Raw genomic sequence first — 20,074 nt, 5'->3', positions numbered from 1 at the left:
ACCCTTTTGTCGAAACGCTCATACGCCAAGACGATCGCGCAGGCTGTAATACGCCGCGCCCATCGCCGTGAATGGAATCCGCAGGCTGCGACCGCCCGGGAAGGGGTAGTGCGGAAGGTTGGCAAACGCATCAAAGCGCTCAGCGTCACCGCGCAACAGTTCCGAGATCAGCCGTCCGGCCAGGTGGGTGCAGGTGACGCCGTGGCCGCTGTAGCCCTGCATGTAATAGATGTTTTTATCCAGACGACCAAACTGCGGCATGCGCGACAGGGTCAGCAGGAAGTTGCCCGTCCAGCGGTAGTCGATTTTGACACCGGCCAGCTGTGGGAAGGTTTTCAGTAGCTTTGGCATCACCAGGCGCTCGACATCGTCCGGATCGCGCGCGCCATAGACGACGCCACCGCCGTACAGCAGGCGGTTGTCGGCGGTAAGACGGTAGTAATCCAGCAGGTAGTTACAATCTTCCACGCAGTAGTTATTGGGGATCAGCGTGCGGACGACCGCTTCCGGCAGCGGGGCGGTGGTCACAACCTGAGTGCCGCAGGGCATGCTGCGTTTTGCCAGTTCCGGTTCTATCTTGTCGCCCAGGTAGGCATTCCCGGCGACGATCACGTAGCGGGCCGTCACCTGGCCATGCTGTGTGCTTACCACAGCCGGGCTGGTGTGCTGAATGGCGGTCACCGGGGACTGTTCATACACCCGCCCGCCGTTCAGGCGAATCGCGTCCGCTTCGCCGATCGCCAGGTTCAGTGGGTGAATATGCCCCCCGCTGCGGTCCAGCAGCGCGCCGGTATAGCGTTCGCTGTCGACTTCCCGGCGGATGGCACTGGCGTCCAGCAACTTCAGCTGCGTATTGCCGTAGCGTTCCCAGTTGGCTTTTTGCTCCTCCAGCGTCTCGAGCTGCTTATGGTTTAGCGCCACAAACAGCCCGCCCGGACGATAGTCGCACTGGATCTGATAGCGCTGGATACGCTCCCGGATGATCTCCCCGCCTTCAAACATCATGCTCCCAAGGACTCTGGCGGCATCGGGTCCATAGTTTTTCTCAATCACGTCGATATCGCGGCTGTAAGAGTTAACCAGCTGGCCGCCGTTGCGTCCGCTGGCGCCAAAGCCGATGCGCGCCCCTTCAAGGAGCACCACGTCGTAGCCCATTTCGGCGAGATGCAGCGCGGAGGAGAGGCCGGTATAGCCGCCGCCCACCACGCACACGTCACAGCTGATCGACTCGTTAAGCGTCGGGAAAGGTTCGTAAGCGTTCGCGCTGGCCGCGTAGTAGCTGGTGGTATGTTCGGTCATGATTGAGACTCCAGGGCAATCCAGATGGTTTTCAGTTCGGTAAATTTTTCCAGCGCGTGCAGGGACTTATCGCGACCGTTGCCGCTCTGCTTATAGCCGCCAAAGGGTACGGTCATATCGCCGTCGTTATAGTTATTGACGAAGACCGAGCCTGCTTTCAGACGGCGGCTCATGCGGTGCGCGCGGGAAAGATCGCGGGTCCATACCGCCGCGCCAAGCCCATATTCACTGTCGTTGGCCAGCGTTAAGGCTTCCTCTTCGGTTTTAAAACGGGTGACGACCAGCACCGGCCCGAAAATCTCTTCCCGACACAGCGGGGAGGCAGGGTCGATGTCGACAAAAATGGTGGGACCGACTGCACAAGGCCATGCTTGTACCCGCCCGTCCAGCAGCAGCGTACCTTTTCGGGTTCCCTCGCGAATAAACGTGTGGACGGTATCGGCATGTGCAGCGTCGATGAGCATGCCCATCGTGCTGTCAGGGTCGAGCGGATCGCCCGGCTGCCAGTGACGGGCCTGCGCTTTCAGCTTTGCCAGGACATCATCGGCGATGCTGTCTTCGAGCAGCAGGCGGGTACCGGCGATACAGACTTGCCCTTGGTTATAAAAAATCCCGGCGGCGGTCGCGCTCACGGCTTTGTCCAGGTCCGGACAGTCGGCAAAGATAATGTTGGCGCTCTTGCCACCTGCCTCCAGCCAGACGCGCTTCATGTTGCTTTCTCCCGCGTCCTTCAACAGCTGCTTGCCGGTACGGGTAGAGCCGGTAAAGGTCAGCACCTCGACCTCTGGATGCAGTGCCAGTGCCTGGCCCGCTTCGTGGCCGTAACCGCTTATCACATTCAGCACGCCGTCCGGCAGGCCCGCCTCTTTCGCCAGCCCGGCCAGCCGCAGGGCGGTGAGTGGCGATTTCTCCGAGGGTTTCAATACCACGCTATTGCCCGCAATCAGTGCCGGACCCAGCTTCCAGCAGGCCAGCAGCAGCGGGAAGTTCCAGGGAACGATGGCCGCAACCACCCCGATCGGCTCGCGCACGATCATCGCCAGTTCGCCCGGCCCCGTAGGCGCCACTTCGCCGTAGACTTTATCCGCCGCTTCGGCGTACCAGCGAATGGCGCGCGCCGCGCCGGGAATATCGTCGCGCAGGCTGTGGCGGATGGGTTTACCGGTGTCCAGTGTTTCCAGTAAGGCCAGCTCTTCGCCGTGGCGTTCCATTAAATCGGCGAGCTTATTGAGCACGGTCTTGCGCTGCGCCGGAGACGCCTGCGACCAGTCACCGCGCTCAAATACCTCACGCGCCGCCTGAACTGCACGGTCCACGTCCGCCTGCTTGCCCCGGGCCACGTTCGCCAGCGTCTGTTGGGTAGCGGGATTGACGGTTTCAAACGTGGCATTATCGGCGGCGTCACAATAGGCACCGTTAATAAATAACCGGGTCTCAATGGCGCTGTTTTTTGCTTTATCCTGCCAGTAAGTCAGGTGCTGAAAATGCATATTCACTCCTTTCTTTCGCAATCAGATAAATAAGGTCATGGCCGTTTCAGGCAATACGAAGCCGTGAGGCATCCCGGGAATTAACCCGTTGAATGCCGACATTGATCGTTTTTATTTGTCCCGGCGTAAGCGCACTTACGTCGGGACTGAGTGGTAATTAGAACGTGGTGGGGGTGTGGGCACTGATAATGCGGCAGATGCCTGCCGAGGTGTTGCTGAAGCTGTGCGGTATGCCGGTATTAATGGCATAGCTTTGCCCCGCAACCAGGTGATAAGGCTGGCCATTAATGGTCAGCACTATTTCACCTTCCAGTATCGTACCGATCTCCTCACCCTGGTGTTTGATCCTCTCTCCGGTCGTGGTTCCTGGCTGGTAAGTTTCAAAAATCATCGCCAGCGTACGGTTCGGATTTCCGTTATGAACCAGCTTCATCGAAACCCCCTGACTGCCTATTTCGATAAGGTCTTCCTGATTAATAACCACCTGCGGTTCATCAGGTTTTTCCGGTTCCGAAAAGAATTCCGAGAGCGACAGCCCATAAACTTTCAGCAGCTTTTGCAGCGTACTGATGGCAGGACTGACTTTGTCCTGCTCAATGGTGCTGATGGCACTGTGTGTTAACCCAGACAGTTCGGCGGCACGCCGCTGCGAGAGACCCAATTGCTGACGGATCTCAGACAGACGTTTCCCTGGCGCCAGTCCGTCATCGCTCATAGTTGCATTTCCTTTACGGTAGTGGTCAAAGCCGTTGCTTCTCGGCAATGTGGCTTTGACAGGCGGTGATAAAACCTTCAAACAACATGCGTGACAGGGCGTACTCGCTGCTGTTCCATTCGGGGTGCCATTGCACACCGAGGGCAAAAGGGTGGTCATGAACGCTGACCGCTTCGACGAGCCCGTCCGTCGAGCGGGCCTCCACGCGGAGCCGTGGTCCTAACGTTCGTGCACCTTGCCCGTGTAACGAGTTTACCCAAAATGTGTTACAGCCTGGTATTAATTGAGACAGCAGTCCTCCCTCCTGAACCTGAACTTCATGAGAAGGGGCGTATTGTAGCTCAACCGGCAGTTCAGGATCTTCCCGGTGCTCAAGCAGGTCGTTCTGCTCGAACAGGCGGCGATACAGCGTCCCTCCCGTGGCAACAACCATTTCCTGCAGCCCCCGGCAGATGGCGAAAATGGGGATGCGCCTTTCGAGCGCGGCAGCAATCAGCGCCATACTCAGAAGATCTCGCCCGGGATCGGCGTCAGGCTCATCGCCGTTTTCACCATAAAGGTGCGGCTGCACGTTACTTGGGCTGCCCGGCAGGTAAATTCCGTCCAGGGTTGGCAGCAGAGCGGTAATAAGCTCTGGCTCTGCCAGCGCATGCGGTAAGGCAACAGGTAAGCCCCCCGCGTTAATAATGGCATTCAGGTACTTTTCTTGCAGGGTCTGGGTCTCATGACCCTTAAGCCTGTTTCTGCACATCACCACGCCAATAACTGGCTTGTTCATTATATTTTCCATGATCGCCCTCACAAAGTGGACTAAATTTAGGCCATTCTCGCCTGTGAAACGGCCTTTTCGTTCAATATTTTCTCAATCTAGCAACGGGATCTGCCTTTTGCAAACTTAATTTAACATTTGACAAACAATTTGTTTGCATACAGATTCGATAGTGTGGACATTATATTTGACAGTCCAGAGCAGCGAACGCAAATCCCAAAAACGGTGGTAAATCATGGAAACCAATATCGTAGAAGTTGAGAACTTTGTGCAGCACACGGATGAGAGGCGGGGCAGCGCCTTTACGCAGGAAGTGAAGCGCTATTTAGAAAAGTATCCTGACACCCAGTTTATTGATGTCCTCCTGACCGACCTGAACGGCTGTTTTCGCGGCAAACGCATCCCGGTTGCCGGACTGAGCAAACTTGAAAAAGGCTGCTATTTCCCGGCATCGGTTTTCGCCATGGACATTCTGGGTAACGTTGTGGAAGAGGCAGGGCTGGGGCAGGAGTTGGGCGAGCCGGACTGTATCTGTGTGCCGGTGCCGGGCACCCTGACACCCTCCGCCGCCGACCCGGAGTACATTGGTCAGGTGCAGCTCACCATGGTCGATGAAGATGGCGCTCCCTTTGACGTTGAGCCGCGGAACGTACTCAACCGACTCTGGCAGCAGCTGCGCCAGCGCGGTCTGTTCCCCGTGGTAGCGGTAGAGCTGGAGTTCTATTTACTTGACCGTAAACGCGATGCCGACGGCTATCTGCAGCCACCCTGCGCGCCGGGCACCGACGTGCGTAACACGCAGAGTCAGGTCTACTCGGTTGATAATCTCAACCACTTTGCTGACGTGCTGAATGACATTGACGAACTGGCGCAGCTGCAGCTGATCCCCGCCGACGGGGCAGTGGCTGAAGCCTCCCCGGGACAGTTTGAGATTAACCTGCACCATACGGAAAACGTGCTGGATGCCTGCGATGATGCGCTGGCGCTAAAACGTCTCGTCAGGCAGATGGCGGAAAAACACAAGATGCACGCCACGTTTATGGCAAAGCCGTATGAAGAACATGCGGGCAGCGGGATGCATATCCACATCAGCATGCAAAACAACAGAGGCGAAAACGTGTTCGCAGACGCCAGCGGTGAGGATTCCACGCTGCTGAAACGCGCGCTGGCCGGGATGATCGATCTGATGCCAGCGTCCATGGCACTGCTGGCGCCGAACGTCAACTCCTACCGCCGTTTCCAGCCGGGAATGTACGTGCCGACGCAGGCGTCATGGGGACACAATAATCGCACGGTTGCCCTGCGTATCCCCTGCGGCGATCGCCATAACCATCGGGTCGAATACCGGGTGGCGGGAGCAGACGCGAATCCGTATCTGGTGATGGCGGCGATTTTTGCCGGCATTTTACACGGGCTGGATAACGATTTACCCCTGCAGGAAGAAGTTGAAGGCAATGGTCTGGAGCAGGACGGATTGCCGTTCCCGATTCGTCAGAGCGATGCGCTGTGGGAATTTATGCAAAACGATCACCTTCGCGAGCGGCTGGGCGAACGTTTCTGCCACGTCTATCACGCCTGCAAAAATGATGAATTACTGCAGTTCGAACGCCTGATTACCGAAACTGAAATCGAGTGGATGCTGAAAAACGCCTGATGACGCGCCCCGGTCAGGGGCCGCTTTGTTTCATCGCATACGTATCACCAAACGGCCTGCGCGGAGCCTGGCCGAACTGTTCGCTGGCACGCCAGCTATCTCCCGGGAGTCGCGTTATGGAGCGCAGGCGGCACAGGGACTTTCTTAACGACACTGTGTGACGAGGTAGGAAATGATGCAGATGTTCAACTATCCGCAGGGCGAAGGGGGCCAGTCAGGCGCCTGCTGTGAGTGCGAGCGAGAGACGCTGCGCTGGTACGATCGCGTATGTTCTTTACAACTTCCCCCTTTGCTAAGCAGGTTTGCGTTAAGGTCAACGCGATTGCAAACCACGGTAAGCATGGGGGGGATGGTCTATGGCGACTAACACATCTCTTGATTCGCCGGGCATGGCCGGAAGAACCCGGCTGCGCAGTTCCCTCAAGCTCTGGCAGGTGGTGATGATGGGGCTGGCTTACCTCACCCCCATGACCGTGTTTGATACCTTCGGCATTGTGTCCGGTATCAGCAATGGGCACGTGCCCGCCTCGTATCTCCTGGCGCTGGCGGGCGTTATGTTTACCGCCATCAGCTACGGCAAACTGGTACGACAGTTCCCGGAAGCGGGCTCTGCGTACACCTACACGCAGAAATCGATCGGACCCCATCTGGGGTTTATGGTCGGCTGGTCCTCGCTGCTGGACTATCTCTTCCTGCCGATGATCAACGTGCTGCTGGCGAAGATCTACCTTTCCGCATTGTTCCCGGAAGTCCCGCCGTGGGTCTGGGTGGTGGGGTTTGTGACCATCCTGACGCTGGCGAACCTGAAGAGTGTTAATTTGGTCGCCAACTTTAACACCCTGTTTGTGCTGGTGCAGATCGCCATCATGGTGGTGTTAGTCATACTCGTGGTGCATGGCCTGCACAAGGGGGAGGGCGTGGGCACCGTCTGGTCGTTGCAGCCGTTTATCAGCGAGAACGCACATCTGATCCCGATTATTACCGGCGCGACTATCGTCTGCTTCTCTTTCCTCGGGTTTGACGCGGTCACCACGCTGTCGGAAGAGACGCCAAACGCGGCGCGGGTTATTCCCAAAGCCATTTTCCTGACCGCACTGTATGGCGGGCTGATATTCATTGTTGCCTCGTTTTTCATGCAACTCTTCTTCCCGACGATTGCGCGCTTCAAGAACCCGGACGCCGCGCTGCCGGAAATTGCGCTGTACGTGGGTGGCAAGCTCTTCCAGTCGGTGTTTCTGTGTACCACGTTTGTGAATACGCTCGCTTCAGGCCTGGCCTCACACGCCAGCGTCTCACGCTTATTGTATGTGATGGGGCGTGACAACGTCTTTCCGGAGCGGGTGTTTGGCTACGTGCATCCGAAATGGCGTACTCCGGCTCTGAACGTCATTATGGTAGGGATAGTGGCGCTGTCGGCCCTGTACTTTGACCTCGTGACCGCGACGGCGCTGATCAACTTTGGCGCGCTGGTGGCGTTTACGTTTGTTAATCTCTCGGTGTACAACCATTTCTGGCGGCGTAAGGGGCTGAACAAAACGTGGAAAGATCGGTTCCACTATCTCCTGCTACCACTCATTGGTGCCGTAACGGTCGGCGTGCTGTGGATAAACCTCGAAGCGACGTCCCTGACGCTTGGCCTCATCTGGGCGGCACTGGGGGTCCTTTATCTGACATGGCTGACGCGCCGTTTCCGAAAACCGCCTCCGCAGTTTGAAGCCGCTAAGATAGAGCAGGCCTGGGATTCCTGAATGTAAAAACGGCACCAATACGCTGGTGCCGTTTATCTGGATCGCTCGTCTTACCGGATATCAGCCCGCAGGCGGATTATCTCAGACGTTTATGAAGACTGGCGCCCACCAGCAGTGCCCCGCAGAGCATCAGCGCGATAAACCCGCCCACGCCGTTCCAGCCGTAGTTGTGCCAGAACACACCGCCCAGCGTCCCGGCGAAGCTGGAGCCAAGATAATAGCTAAACAGATACAAAGAGGATGCCTGGCCTTTGGCACGACGGGCGCGCGGGCCAATCCAGCTGCTGGCAACGGAATGCGCGGCGAAGAAACCGGCAGAGAAGAGCAGCATGCCGGTGAAAATCAGCCACAGGGACGAGAAGAGCGTCAGCAACAGGCCCAGCAACATCACGGCGGTTGAGACCAGCATCACCGGCCCACGGCCATAGCGGGCGGTCATCGCTCCGGCTTTTGGCGAGCTCCAGGTCCCTGTCAGATACGCCACGGAGAGCAGGCCGACTACCGCCTGGCTCAGATGCCACGGCGAAAGCATCAGACGATAGCCAATATAGTTAAACAGCGTGACGAACGATCCCATCAGCAGGAAGCCGGTCAGGAACAGCCGCGGCAGTCCTTTATCCCGCCAGTGCAGGCGGAAGTTGATAAACAGCGTTTTCGGACGCAGGGAGGTGGGGCGGAAGTGGCGTGATTCCGGCAGAATTTTCCAGAACATCAGCGCAGAGGCCAGTGCAAAGCAGCCAATCACCGCCAGCGCAATGCGCCAGTTAAAGAAGTCTGTAAACACGCCGCTCAGCAGGCGTCCGCTCATACCGCCAATGGAGTTCCCGCTGATGTACAGCCCCATGGAGAACGCGACAAAGCTCGGGTGGATCTCTTCGCTGAGATAAGTCATCCCGACCGCTGCCACGCCGCTCAGGGATAACCCGATGAGCGCGCGCATCATCAGGATCCCGTGCCAGCTGGTCATCATGGTGGAGAGCAACGTACAAACCGACGCCAGCATCAGCGCGGTCACCATCACCTGTTTACGCCCAATGGCATCAGAGAGAGGGCCGGTAAAAAGCAGGCCAACAGCCAGCATCCCGGTTGAAATAGAGAGAGAAATACTGCTGCTGGCCGGTGAGACGCCAAACTCATGTGACAGCACGGGAAGGATAGGCTGAACGCAGTAGAGCAGGGCAAAGGTTGCCAGACCGGCTGAGAACAGCGCCAGCGTGACGCGCATAAATTGGGAGGTACCACGTTTAATAAACTGCGCCGGCTGAGAAGCTGCGGGTAAATCATCGATATCGCGTGCCGGTTCGATATCAACGGTAGATGTACGACTCACACATGTTCCTTGCTTAAACATCCCCGTGGTTTCTGGTGACGGGTATGACCACCTCTTCAGGGTAGGAAAATGTAAATATTCTGTCTAATATATTAATAATCTCAAATGATACATATAAAATATGAATATAGAACTGCGTCATTTACGCTACTTTGTCGCGGTGGCAGAAGAACTCCATTTTGGCCGCGCCGCCGCGCGCCTGAACATTTCGCAGCCGCCGCTCAGCCAGCAAATTCAGATCCTGGAGCAGCAGATTGGCGCCCGTCTTCTCGCCCGCACCAACCGTAGCGTGAGCCTGACGGCGGCAGGCAGGCAGTTTCTGGCCGACAGCCGACAAATTCTGAGCATGGTTGACGACGCCGCCGCCCGCGCAGAGCGGCTCTACCTGGGGGAAGCCGGTGAATTGCGCATCGGGTTTACCTCGTCAGCCCCGTTTATCAGCGCCGTCTCGCAAACCCTGTCGTCGTTTCGCCGTGACTTCCCGGACGTGCATATTCAGACGCGCGAAATTAATACCCGGGAACAAATTGCTCCGCTGAACGAAGGGGCGCTGGATTTAGGGCTGATGCGCAACACTCAACTGCCGGATTCGCTGGCGTGGCAGGTGATCCTGCGCGAGCCGCTGATGGCGATGATCCCGCGCGATCACCCCCTGGCGTCGAAATCTGCCGTCACGCTGGCGGAGCTGGCGAAAGAGCCGTTTGTCTTTTTCGACCCGCAGGTGGGAACCGGTCTGTATGACGATATTCTGGGCCTGATGCGCCGCTACGATCTCGCCCCGGTCATTACCCAGGAGGTAGGAGAGGCGATGACAATAATAGGCCTGGTCGCCGCCGGGCTGGGGGTTTCTATTCTCCCGGCCTCCTTTAAACGGGTACAATTGCGTGAAATGTGCTGGGTTCCGCTTGCCGAAGACGATGCGGTATCGGAGATGTGGCTGGTGTGGTCCAGACATCATGAACAGAGCAATGCGGCACAGCGTTTTAAAAAGCAGCTTATCACCGCCTCTGCCGGGCGATATTTATAGGGAAAAATGGGCAAAAATGTGCAGTAAATCACATGGCTAAGTAAATATTTGACGACGGCCATGCAAGTGCTTCACCATAGCCCAAAGTTTATTTCGAAGCTCGAAAATAAGGGAGTACGAGGTGGTTGCTGATAGTCAGCCAGGGCATATTGATCAGATTAAGCAGACCAACGCTGGCGCGGTATATCGCCTGATTGATCAGCTTGGTCCGGTTTCGCGTATCGATTTGTCGCGCCTGGCCCAACTGGCTCCCGCCAGTATTACCAAGATTGTTCGCGAAATGCTGGAAGCCCACCTGGTTCAGGAGACGGAGATTCAGGAGCCGGGGAGCCGGGGTCGTCCGGCGGTCGGGCTGGTGGTGGAGACGGAAGCGTGGCATTACCTGTCGCTGCGCATCAGCCGGGGCGAGATCTTTCTTGCGCTGCGCGATCTCAGCAGCAAGCTGGTGGTGGAAGACCGGCTGGAGCTGCCGCTTAACGCTGATCAACCGCTTCTTGAGGCGATTGTCACGCATATCGATCATTTCTTTATTCGTCACCAGCAGAAGCTTGAACGCTTAACGGCGATTGCCATCACCATGCCGGGCATTATTGATACCGAGAACGGCATCGTGCACCGCATGCCGTTTTATGAAGACGTCAAAGAGATGCCGCTGGGTGAGGTCCTGAAAAACCATACCGGCGTACCGGTCTACATTCAGCATGACATCAGCGCCTGGACCATGGCGGAGGCGCTGTTTGGCGCGTCACGCGGGGCGCGGGATGTCATTCAGGTGGTGATCGACCATAACGTCGGGGCGGGCGTCATCACCGACGGACGCCTGTTGCATGCGGGCAGCAGTAGCCTGGTGGAGATCGGCCACACGCAGGTCGATCCCTACGGGAAACGCTGCTACTGCGGCAACCACGGCTGCCTGGAGACCATTGCCAGCGTGGAAAGCGTGCTTGAGCTGGCGCAGGTGAGGCTCAGCCAGTCCATGAGCTCCTCGTTGCACGGGCAACCCCTGACGGTAGATTCCTTGTGCACAGCGGCGCGGCAGGGCGATCTGCTGGCTAAGGACATCATTACTGGCGTAGGGAATAACGTCGGGCGCATTCTCGCCATTATGGTGAATCTGTTTAACCCGCAAAAAATCCTGATCGGCTCCCCGCTCAGCCAGGCGGCGGATATCCTCTTCCCGGCGATCTCGGCCTGCATTAATCAGCAGGCGCTGCCCGCTTACAGCAAAAACATTGTGGTCGAAAGCACGCAGTTTTCGAACCAGGGCACCATGGCCGGCGCCGCGCTGGTAAAAGATGCAATGTATAACGGCTCCTTACTGATCCGCCTGCTGCAGGGCTAACTCTTTTCCACAGACTTACTAAAAATTGCGCTATCTCAAGCCGGATAGCGCACGCTTCCCGTAGACTTCCCCCACTGAATTATTTACCTGGTTTATATTTTCGAAGCATACCCAAGAGGTGGAATGAGTCATGCTTAAGCGTTTCTTTGTTACTGGTACAGATACCTCTGTCGGCAAGACTGTTGTATCGCGCGCGTTGCTACAGGCGCTGGCAGCAAGCGGTAAACGTGTTGCAGGGTACAAACCGGTCGCAAAAGGCAGTAAAGAGACGCCAGAGGGGCTGCGTAATAAAGATGCCCTGGTTTTACAAAGCGTCTCATCCCTGGAGCTGCCTTATGATGCGGTCAATCCTATTGCCCTGAGCGAAGAGGAGAGCAGCGTGGCGCACAGCGGGCTGATCAATTACACCCTGCTGTCGGATGGGCTGGCAAACCTGAGCGAGAAGGTTGATCACGTTGTGGTTGAAGGCACGGGCGGCTGGCGCAGCCTGATGAACGATTTGCGTCCACTTTCCGAGTGGGTGGTGCAGGAGCAACTGCCGGTGGTGATGGTGGTGGGCATCCAGGAAGGGTGTATCAACCATGCGCTGCTCACGGCGCAGGCGATCGCCAATGACGGCCTGCCGTTAGTGGGCTGGGTGGCAAACCGCATCAACCCAGGCCTTGCGCACTATGCAGAAATCATCGACGTGCTGAGCAAAAAACTGCCCGGCCCTCTGGTGGGTGAACTGCCTTATTTGCCGCGCGCCGAGCAGCGCGAACTAGCGCAGTACATCGATCTCTCTGCTCTCGGCAGTGTGCTGGCCGTAGATCGAGTCGTGGCGTAACGTTCGCGAGAGTACGGACGCAACAACGCAGGCAATCAGCAGGCCGGGTAGCAGAAAATACTGCCCGGTCATTTCACACACCATCAGCGCCGACATAATAGGCGCATGCGTCGTGGCAGCGAGCAACGTCGCCATCCCCGCCAGTCCCAGCAAAATCGCCGTTTCAGAACCCGGTAGCCACAGCGCAAAAAGCTGCGCAAAGAGCATTCCTGTCGCCAGCCCGACAAACAGCGTCGGCGTGAAGACCCCGCCCGGTGCGCCCGAACCGCTGCTTGCCAGGACCGCCAGCAGCTTACAGATAAACACGCCCGCAATAACGGACAGCAGCGGCGGTGAGAGCAGAAAGGCCTGCACCACGCTATAGCCGTTACCCCACACTTTGGGCGTAAGAAGCGACAATATCCCGACGATCAGCCCCCCGAGCGCCAGCTGCCAGGGTGGTGAGAGTTTGAGACGCAGAAACAGGGTGTGGCTAACCGTCATCAGCCACATCAGCAGCGGGCCGCAGACGCCCGCCAGCAGACCGATGATAACGATCAATCCGTAATCGCCCGCAGTGAGCGTTTCGCTGAGATGCACCTCATACAGCGTAGTAGCGCCAGGGCTTAACAGACGCGTCGTCAGCAGCGCTACGACGGCCGCAATGACTACCGGGCCGAGCGAGGCGAGCATCAGCGTGCCGAACAGGATTTCCGCAATAAACAGGCTTCCGGCTAGCGGCGCGTGGTAGGCGCTGGCCATTCCCGCCGCCGCCCCGCAGGCTATCCATAATTTCCATTCGGACTTCGGCGTAAAGCGCTGCGCAAACAAGGAGGCGGCGAGGGCAGCGAGCAGGATCATCGCCCCTTCACGCCCGATGGCGCTTCCGCTGGAAACCACCAGCAGTGACGCCAGGGATTTGACCAGGCTGGCACCGTAATCGAACTGCCCGTCACCCGTTTCCAGCGCTTCCATATAATCCGTTGGCGCATGCGGGCGTTGCGCCGTCAGCCGCTGCCATCCCCACAGCAACAATCCGGCTGCCAGGCCGCCAAGAGCAGGCGTGAGCATGCGACGCCAGGGGGACAACGCCGCCGCGGCATTCACCAGGCTGCCGCTGTCGTTACTGAGAAACAGCCACTCCAGCAGATACATGCTGTGGCGAAACACGGCAACGGCCAGCGCGGCCAGTACGCCCGTGACGGTGGCAATCAGAAGCCGGCGAAACATCGCGCGGATATCGGGGTAAGTATGAAGACGTTGCATGGGTCGCGAGTAAACGGGGTCGATGCAATATTGTGGCGGGAAATGACGGGGTTAGCAAAAGGTCTGCGTGCGAAAAAAAGCCGGGCAAGCCCGGCCGGAAGAATTAACTCTCACTGTGAATATTCAGCGCCCGGCGCGTACGCCCTGAGCTGAGGTACTCCGCGATATAGTCCTGCGAAATCTCGCCGTTATAGCGACCCTCTTCATCCACAATCGGCATCCAGCTTGTGTTGCTTTCATACAGGCGGGAGAGCACCACGCGCAGGTTATCTTCCGCTTTGCCGGTCATGCGGAACGGATGCAGGATATCGGCACAGGTGCCGCTGGCGTTGCGCGCTTCCCGGCGTTTCACAAACCCCAGCGGTTTACCGTGCTCGTCCACCACGGTGATGGCGCGGATATCGTTATCATCCATGGTGGCGAAGGCCTCAGGAAGCGGGGTAGAGCCGCGTACCGTGATAGTAGGCTGCTGGTCGGTGACGTCGCCCGCCGACACCAGCAGCAGGCGCTTCAGGGTGCGGTCCTGACCCACAAACGAGCCGACAAACTCGTTCGCCGGCTTCGCCAGCAGCTCGTCCGGGCTGGCGCACTGGACAATCTTCCCCTGACGGAAAACGGCGATACGATCGCCCAGCTTCAGGGCTTCATCGATATCGTGGCTGACCAGCATCACCGTTTTCTTCAGCTTGCGCTGCATCTCCAGAAACTGGTTCTGGATCACTTCACGGTTGATGGGGTCCACCGCGCCGAAGGGCTCATCCATCAGCAGTACCGGCGGATCGGCCGCCAGCGCGCGGATCACGCCGATACGCTGCTGCTGGCCGCCGGACATCTCGCGCGGATAGCGGTGAAGAAACTTACGCGGATCCAGCGCCACCATATCCATCAGCTCTTCGGCACGGGTTTTACACCGGGCTTTATCCCAGCCCAGCATGCGCGGCACCACGGTAATGTTCTCTTCGATGGTCATGTTCGGGAACAGGCCAATTTGCTGAATCACGTAGCCGATGTTGCGGCGCAGCGTCACCGTATCCATCCCGCTGGTGTCTTCACCGTTAATCAGGATCGTGCCGCTGCTTGGCGTAATCAGGCGGTTGATCATCTTAAGGGTGGTGGTTTTCCCGCAGCCGGACGGGCCGAGCAGGACGCACATTTCCCCTTCGGGCACGTTCAGGTTGACGTTGTCCACGGCCTTAAAGGTCTGGCCATGCTTCTGTGAAAAATGTTTGGTGAGGTTTTCCAGTTTTATCATTATCGAATCCCCTTCGGAGTCAGTACCACCTGCAGACGGTGCAGCAGCCAGTCGAGCACAATCGCTAAAAGACAAATCATCAACGCCCCCGCAATCAACATGCGGATATCGCTCCCGCCGATGCCGTTAAGCAGCAGCAGACCCAGGCCGCCCGCGCCAATCACGGCGGCAATCGCCATTACGCCGATGTTCATCACCACGGCGGTGCGGATGCCGCCGAAAATCACCGGTAGCGCCATGGGAATTTCAACCCAGCGCAGCCGCTGCCAGAAGGTCATGCCGATGCCGCGTCCGGCCTCACGCAGACCCGGCGGCAGGCTGTCCAGCGCGGTATGGGTGTTGCGTACAATCGGCAGCAGCGAGTAGAGAAACACCGCGGTAATGGCGGGCAGGGCGCCAATGCCCTGACCGATCAGCGAAAACAGCGGGATCATCAGGCCAAACAGGGCGATGGACGGAATGGTCAGCACGATGGTCGCGATGCCCAGCACCGGTGTCGCCAGCCATTTGTGACGGACAATTAGAATGCCGAGCGGAACGCCGATAATAATGGCCAGGCCAACCGCCAGCGCCACCAGCCACAGATGCTGCAGCGTCAGGGTTAACAGGTAATCCCAGTTATCCAGAATGTAGTGAATCGTCTCCATAGCGCCTCCTACAACAGCTTTTTGCTACGCAGGAAATCACGGGCGACCTGCTGCGGTGACTGATGATCGATATCCACCTTCTTGTTCAGCTCGGTGATAACGTCGTTGTTGAGCTGGGCGGAGAGGGTGTTTAGCGCCTCTTCCAGCCCCGGGTTCGCCTCCAGCGTGTCTTTACGCACCACCGGGGTGACGGCATAGCTCGGGAAGAAGCCTTTATCATCTTCCAGTACTTTGAGGTCGAAACCTTTCACGCGGCCGTCGGTGGTGTAGATCAGCCCGGCATCAACAAAACCGTCGCGCACCGCGTTATACACCAGGCCGGGATCCATCTGGCGGATCTGCGGACGGTCCAGCTCCATGTTGTAGGCCTTCTGCAGCGGCTTCATCCCATCGCTGCGCCCGGCAAACTCAAGATCCAGTCCCAGCAGCCAGTTTTTGTCCGGGTTGGTTTTACGGACCTGCTCAATCTTCGCCACCATCTCAGACATGGTGTTGATATGTTCCGCTTCGGCGCGTTTACGCTGCATGGCGAAGGCATAGGTGTTGTTCATATCGGCGGGTTTGAGCCAGACCAGACCGTGCTTCGCGTCCAGACGCTTAACCGTCTCGTAAGATTCCTGCGGCGACATGCGATTGTTGATGTGGTTAAAGATGATCAACGACGTACCGGTGTACTCCCAGGTCATATCAATCTGTTTGTTGATCATCGCGTTACGGGAGATAACGGTCGCAATATTGGTTTGCGGCTGCACCTGGAACCCTTTCTTTTGCAGGTACTGCACGGTCATGGCCGAGAGAATATGCTGCTCGGTAAAGCTCTTGGTCGCCAGAATCAGCGGGGCGGCTATCGCCTGGCTGGTGAAGAGCGCCGCGGCACACAGCGCCGTCAGGCCGGATATCAGTCTCATGAAAGCTCCTTGTTATTGTTATCGAGCGAGATGGGGACTCATCACGCGACCCAGCGCAGCCAGCAGGGTGTCGAGGATCAGGGCAAACAGCGCGGTGGCCGCCGCGCCCAGGATCAGCGTCGGGAAGTCGTTCAGGTAGATGCCGGGGAAAATCAGCTCGCCGTAACTGCTGGCGCCAATCAGGAAGGCCAGCGGAGCTGTACCCACATTAATGGCGGTGGCGATGCGGATGCCCGAGAGCATCACCGGCCAGGCGTTTGGTAACTCCACCTGGCGCAGACGCTGCCATTTGGTCATCCCAATCCCGTTGGCCGCTTCCAGTAACGACGACGGCACCGAGCACAGCCCGGCGTAGGTATTGCGCACAATCGGCAGCAGCGAGGCAAGAAACAGGGCAATGATGGCTGGCGTATCGCCAATGCCAATCACCACCATCGCCAGCGCCAGAACGGCCAGCGGCGGCAGGGTGTTGCCGACGTTGAAGATTTGCATCACGTATTCGGCTACCCACCGCGCCGCCGGGCGGCTGAGCAGGATACCCGCCGGAATGCCAACCAGCAGTGCGAAGAACATCGAGGAAAATACGAGGATTAAATGCTGTTGCCCGAGGTAGATCAGGTCGACCTGGCGCGCCTTGATCGTCTCCAGCCCAATGCCCCAGGTGAGGAGGGCCAGAACCACGATTATGGCGCCGACAAACAGCAGCGAGCGTTTGAGTAATGGATGCATTGCGGTGTGTCTCCCTGTGCGCATGCGTTATCGCAACCAGCGGTTGCCTGTTGTTATGCCATGTTTCGGCAGGGGTAGTTGACCTATAGCAAGCGTTTGGGAAGGGTTCCAGCGAAGGGGGAAAATCAGTAACCCTATGAAACTAGTGACAACCTTGATTAAGCCTTATGAGGTAAGGGCTGGCTGTGAGAGGGCAGAATAGTCCTAAAGCGACTTCATGAAAGTGACGGTGTCACAACTGTCGCGACATTCTGCCCTCTGCGTTTTGACTATCGGCCGAGGGCTGCGCGAACTTTGCGCACGCGTACCGCGATGGTAATCATGGAACAAACGGATACCAGCGCCAGTATTACACCCAGCGCCAGCATTGCATTAAAGCCAATCCACCGGAACAGGAGTAATCCCGCGATACCGCCCGTAATAAACGAGAACAGGGTGGTTAAGTGGGTTTTAAGCTGGCTTTTCTGCGCCGCCGTGTCTTTGGAGTAGTCCCGGCGCAGCATCGCCACGACTACCGAGGCCAGCGATATTCCCGCGTCCGTCAGCGTGCCGGTGATGTGCGTTGATCTCACCCGGCCGCTGGAGAGCTGGGTGGATGTGGAATTGTGGATCCCCATCAGACCACAGAGAAAGATAATAATTGTGCGGTTGCTGGTGAGGGCATGGAAATACATCTCGTAAACCGAAATACCGGTCAGTAATAACCCTTCGACAAACAGGATCTGGCAAAAAACCAGGCGGATATTATGGATAATGCCCCAGATAACAATAATGCGCGCAAGAATGGCACCCGTGACAAACGCCAGAATAATGGAGCCAAAGAAAATAATATCGTTCAGATCGGTGGAAGAGACTTCGCTGGATAATTGTGAGGTATTGCCGGTCATGTGAGAGGGGAAAAAGCCAAATGCCCCAAGGGCGATGGCGTTGAGCAAGCCGGCGGATGTCGCCAGCCAGAGGGCTAACCGGCGATCCTCCTGATGCGTTCGTTCTTTTTTGAGTTTAATCAGCAAGAATACCTCCGGGGTGAGCTTTGCCTGAAACGTCAGGCTAGCAAAGCGGTACAACGGACAGTCCAGGATATGGCTTAATTATTATTCCCTCTGACGACATGCAGGGTTTTGTAATTAAATAAAATATCCTTGCTGAATATAGGGCCGTGGGGAATTCAGACCATGCCGTTATTTCCGTGTCGCAAAAATGCCGGGCGCTGATTAAGACGTTCAAACCAGGCATCAATGGCAGGCACTGCGGGTTTGTCAAAAGGCGTCATCTTCCAGCGGTTCACCGACAGCCCCAACACTACATCTGCAAGCGTAAACGTTTCGCCCGCAGTAAAGGCGCCGGTGCGCTGCAACTGCTGCTCCAGAATGCCGATGCAGTGGTTCCACTCTTTTATCCCGGCGACAATCCGCGCGGGATCGTTATAGTCCGGGTTTTTGCGGCCCAGCGCCGGAAAGACATAGCGCCACGCGTTGTTGAATTCGGTTGCCTGCCAGTCCATCCAGCGCTCGACGTTAGCGCAGGCCTGCGGCTGCGATGGCAGCAGGTCATCGCGTCCGGCTTTGCGCACCAGGTAGCGGCAGATTGAATTCGATTCCCACAGCACAAAATCGCCGTCGATCAACACCGGCACCATGGCGTTGGGGTTCAGGGCGCGGAAGGCGTCCGTTTCCGTCGAGGCAAATCCGCTGCCGTAATCTTCCTGCTGGTATGCAATTCCGGCCTCTTCGCAGGTCCAGAGGACTTTACGCACGTTGATGGAGGTGGTTTTGCCAAGGATGGTGATCATAGGTCAGGTGTCCTGCACTGGAATGAATGGTTTAAAAACAATACATCAGTTTTGTGAAAGAGGTCGGGGCAAAATTGGGTGGTGAGTGCGCTGGATTGGGGGAGTGATACCGTCTTTCTGGAAGGAGCCTCGCAAACCTAAAAGTAACCCGGTGAAAATGAGGGTTAATGCTTTTATTCCGGTTACCTGGGCCGTAAAGTGACGGCGTTGCGGCACATCCGCAATCGGGTGTAGGAACCCGGATCTCACAGTGCGACTTTATTTTGTCGCAACAGTGCATATGCCGTTAAAATCACGGTGGCGCTGGCGGAGCAGTCGTTAAGACTGGCCGTTTTCTCTGTGGGCGGTATTCCTACCTCCGTCAGCGCTGCCCCCTCGAGCGTAGGAACTCATCGGGTGGTTAATTCAATTTCATACACTGAGGATGCCTTATGGCTACTATCCCAACCCTGTCTTACCTGCAATCTGACGAAAACATTATTCAGCAACTTATTACCCGACCCCTTCCGGTTGACGCCGACCTCTTTGACGTGGCGGACAACTGCGCCGCGCTGGTGACCGTGCTGGTCGAAAGCGATGATAGCGTCATTAGCTCTGCACTCTGCGAGCGCCTGCTGCAAGCGCTTCATCGACTGCGTGAACTCTGCGATGCCGATCTCCCGCCGAACCTTATTGAACAGTTGATTGTGGGAGAGAAAATGACCTCCTGCGTGCCGGACTGCTGGCACGACACCGCTACCCAGATAGACTATGCGCTGGCACTTACCCAGGCCGTTAAAGGGGGGACATTGCCCGCGAACGTTGCGAAAGAGCTTACTGGGCTGCTGCACGATATGATCTGGCTTCTGGCGGAGTTTGTGAAGGAGCCGCGAATTGTGGCGCACTAAGTGCGGGCAGGCTTTGTTAGCTGCTTAGAGGGTGGTGTGTGAAAGGGGCTGGGTGGGCCCCTTTGAGGTTTTTTGAGAGGTGTGTTGTTATGATTTTTTGCGATTTGGTGGGGAAATGGCCGCTATGAGCGAGAAGAGGACTAAAGAAGACACTCAGAAAAAGCACTTCTTTTGTATGTATTTCAATCAATATCTACAAATCCCAGGGTGGGTTTTTGGTATAGTGGACACTGAAATCAAATATAAATATTTATTGACATAAATATTATCTGGTGAGAGGTTATATAAAGGCTAAATCACATGGATACTATTACTATTAAGTCATGTGAATTTAAGTTGATTTACTTTTTTGAATATTAGGTGAAGTTAATCATGAGGTCGATATGAGTAATTCTGAAAAATTTTGGGACATTG

19 protein-coding genes are annotated in these 20,074 nt (G+C 56.8%); 7 read left to right on the top strand and 12 right to left on the bottom strand.

All coding sequences use genetic code 11. The features are described from left to right. Positions 1-18: 18 nt before the first annotated feature. The 4 genes from M8370_RS11475 to puuD all read right to left on the bottom strand — a co-directional run bounded on the left by M8370_RS11475 (position 19) and on the right by puuD (position 4,294). Entirely contained in the window at positions 19-1,299 is a 1,281-nt protein-coding gene (locus tag M8370_RS11475) for an NAD(P)/FAD-dependent oxidoreductase (protein ID WP_114518728.1), read from the bottom strand. Next, a complete protein-coding gene (gene puuC, locus M8370_RS11470) occupies positions 1,296-2,789 on the bottom strand; it encodes an aldehyde dehydrogenase PuuC (protein ID WP_250021077.1) in 1,494 nt (497 codons plus the stop codon). Before puuC ends, M8370_RS11475 begins: the two co-directional genes overlap by 4 nt. Positions 2,790-2,946: 157 nt before the next feature. After that, positions 2,947-3,504 carry an HTH-type transcriptional regulator PuuR gene (gene puuR, locus M8370_RS11465; protein ID WP_013096835.1) on the bottom strand — a complete coding sequence of 186 codons (558 nt, stop codon included), beginning with the start codon at positions 3,502-3,504 and terminating at the stop codon, positions 2,947-2,949. A gap of 25 nt (positions 3,505-3,529) precedes the next feature. Further along, a complete protein-coding gene (gene puuD / locus M8370_RS11460) occupies positions 3,530-4,294 on the bottom strand; it encodes a gamma-glutamyl-gamma-aminobutyrate hydrolase (protein ID WP_014831700.1) in 765 nt (254 codons plus the stop codon). A 214-nt stretch (positions 4,295-4,508) separates the two neighbouring features. Between puuD and M8370_RS11455 the strand changes: the two genes are divergently transcribed. From M8370_RS11455 to M8370_RS11450, 3 genes are all read left to right on the top strand, one after another. Beyond that, entirely contained in the window at positions 4,509-5,927 is a 1,419-nt protein-coding gene (locus tag M8370_RS11455; protein ID WP_045295903.1) for a glutamine synthetase family protein, read from the top strand. 172 nt (positions 5,928-6,099) lie between these two features. Beyond that, positions 6,100-6,294 carry a YmjE family protein gene (locus tag M8370_RS23605; RefSeq protein WP_032618525.1) on the top strand — a complete coding sequence of 65 codons (195 nt, stop codon included), beginning with the start codon at positions 6,100-6,102 and terminating at the stop codon, positions 6,292-6,294. After that, positions 6,284-7,675 carry an APC family permease gene (locus M8370_RS11450; protein ID WP_250021075.1) on the top strand — a complete coding sequence of 464 codons (1,392 nt, stop codon included), beginning with the start codon at positions 6,284-6,286 and terminating at the stop codon, positions 7,673-7,675. Before M8370_RS23605 ends, M8370_RS11450 begins: the two co-directional genes overlap by 11 nt. Positions 7,676-7,751: 76 nt before the next feature. Here M8370_RS11450 and ynfM read toward each other — a convergent pair whose 3' ends face one another. Further along, a complete protein-coding gene (gene ynfM / locus M8370_RS11445; protein WP_013096829.1) occupies positions 7,752-9,005 on the bottom strand; it encodes a multidrug efflux MFS transporter YnfM/SxtP(Kp) in 1,254 nt (417 codons plus the stop codon). A 121-nt stretch (positions 9,006-9,126) separates the two neighbouring features. Between ynfM and ynfL the strand changes: the two genes are divergently transcribed. The 3 genes from ynfL (at position 9,127) to bioD (ending at position 12,200) form a co-directional block, all read left to right on the top strand. After that, positions 9,127-10,032, top strand: coding sequence for a multidrug efflux transcriptional activator YnfL/SxtR(Kp) (gene ynfL, locus M8370_RS11440; protein ID WP_250021074.1), 906 nt, complete (start codon positions 9,127-9,129; stop codon positions 10,030-10,032). A gap of 121 nt (positions 10,033-10,153) precedes the next feature. Then, on the top strand, positions 10,154-11,374 hold the full coding sequence (gene mlc / locus M8370_RS11435) for a sugar metabolism global transcriptional regulator Mlc (RefSeq protein WP_013096827.1): 1,221 nt from the start codon (positions 10,154-10,156) through the stop codon (positions 11,372-11,374). A gap of 130 nt (positions 11,375-11,504) precedes the next feature. Then, the gene (bioD, locus tag M8370_RS11430) at positions 11,505-12,200 is read left to right on the top strand and encodes a dethiobiotin synthase (protein ID WP_013096826.1); all 696 of its coding nucleotides are present in this window, start codon (positions 11,505-11,507) and stop codon (positions 12,198-12,200) included. On the opposite strand, the gene clcB is transcribed toward bioD, so the two are convergent. The 7 genes from clcB to M8370_RS11395 all read right to left on the bottom strand — a co-directional run bounded on the left by clcB (position 12,135) and on the right by M8370_RS11395 (position 18,773). Continuing rightward, on the bottom strand, positions 12,135-13,445 hold the full coding sequence (gene clcB, locus M8370_RS11425) for a voltage-gated ClC-type chloride channel ClcB (protein ID WP_250021073.1): 1,311 nt from the start codon (positions 13,443-13,445) through the stop codon (positions 12,135-12,137). The genes bioD and clcB overlap by 66 nt on opposite strands. Positions 13,446-13,548: 103 nt before the next feature. Continuing rightward, positions 13,549-14,697, bottom strand: coding sequence for an osmoprotectant ABC transporter ATP-binding protein OsmV (gene osmV, locus M8370_RS11420; protein ID WP_029882806.1), 1,149 nt, complete (start codon positions 14,695-14,697; stop codon positions 13,549-13,551). Continuing rightward, positions 14,697-15,344 (bottom strand): osmoprotectant ABC transporter permease OsmW, encoded by a 648-nt coding sequence (osmW, locus tag M8370_RS11415; protein ID WP_006808875.1) that lies wholly within the window; start codon positions 15,342-15,344, stop codon positions 14,697-14,699. The genes osmV and osmW overlap by 1 nt, the downstream gene beginning before the upstream one ends. 8 nt (positions 15,345-15,352) lie before the next feature. Then, positions 15,353-16,252 carry an osmoprotectant ABC transporter substrate-binding protein OsmX gene (gene osmX, locus M8370_RS11410; protein WP_250021071.1) on the bottom strand — a complete coding sequence of 300 codons (900 nt, stop codon included), beginning with the start codon at positions 16,250-16,252 and terminating at the stop codon, positions 15,353-15,355. Between the two features lie 18 nt (positions 16,253-16,270). Next, on the bottom strand, positions 16,271-16,981 hold the full coding sequence (gene osmY, locus M8370_RS11405) for an osmoprotectant ABC transporter permease OsmY (protein WP_250021069.1): 711 nt from the start codon (positions 16,979-16,981) through the stop codon (positions 16,271-16,273). Between the two features lie 269 nt (positions 16,982-17,250). Further along, positions 17,251-17,994, bottom strand: coding sequence for a YoaK family protein (locus tag M8370_RS11400; protein WP_014831711.1), 744 nt, complete (start codon positions 17,992-17,994; stop codon positions 17,251-17,253). A 155-nt stretch (positions 17,995-18,149) separates the two neighbouring features. Further along, the gene (locus tag M8370_RS11395) at positions 18,150-18,773 is read right to left on the bottom strand and encodes a glutathione S-transferase family protein (RefSeq protein ID WP_250021067.1); all 624 of its coding nucleotides are present in this window, start codon (positions 18,771-18,773) and stop codon (positions 18,150-18,152) included. 431 nt (positions 18,774-19,204) lie between these two features. Between M8370_RS11395 and M8370_RS11390 the strand changes: the two genes are divergently transcribed. Next, positions 19,205-19,660, top strand: a complete 456-nt coding sequence (locus tag M8370_RS11390; protein WP_020688235.1) for a hypothetical protein — start codon at positions 19,205-19,207, stop codon at positions 19,658-19,660. Positions 19,661-20,074 lie beyond the last annotated feature (414 nt).

Source organism: Enterobacter cloacae complex sp. OE43NF, from assembly GCF_023544405.1.
In the GTDB taxonomy this organism is placed as follows: domain Bacteria; phylum Pseudomonadota; class Gammaproteobacteria; order Enterobacterales; family Enterobacteriaceae; genus Enterobacter; species Enterobacter cloacae.
This window is presented reverse-complemented; position numbering and strand designations above follow the sequence as displayed.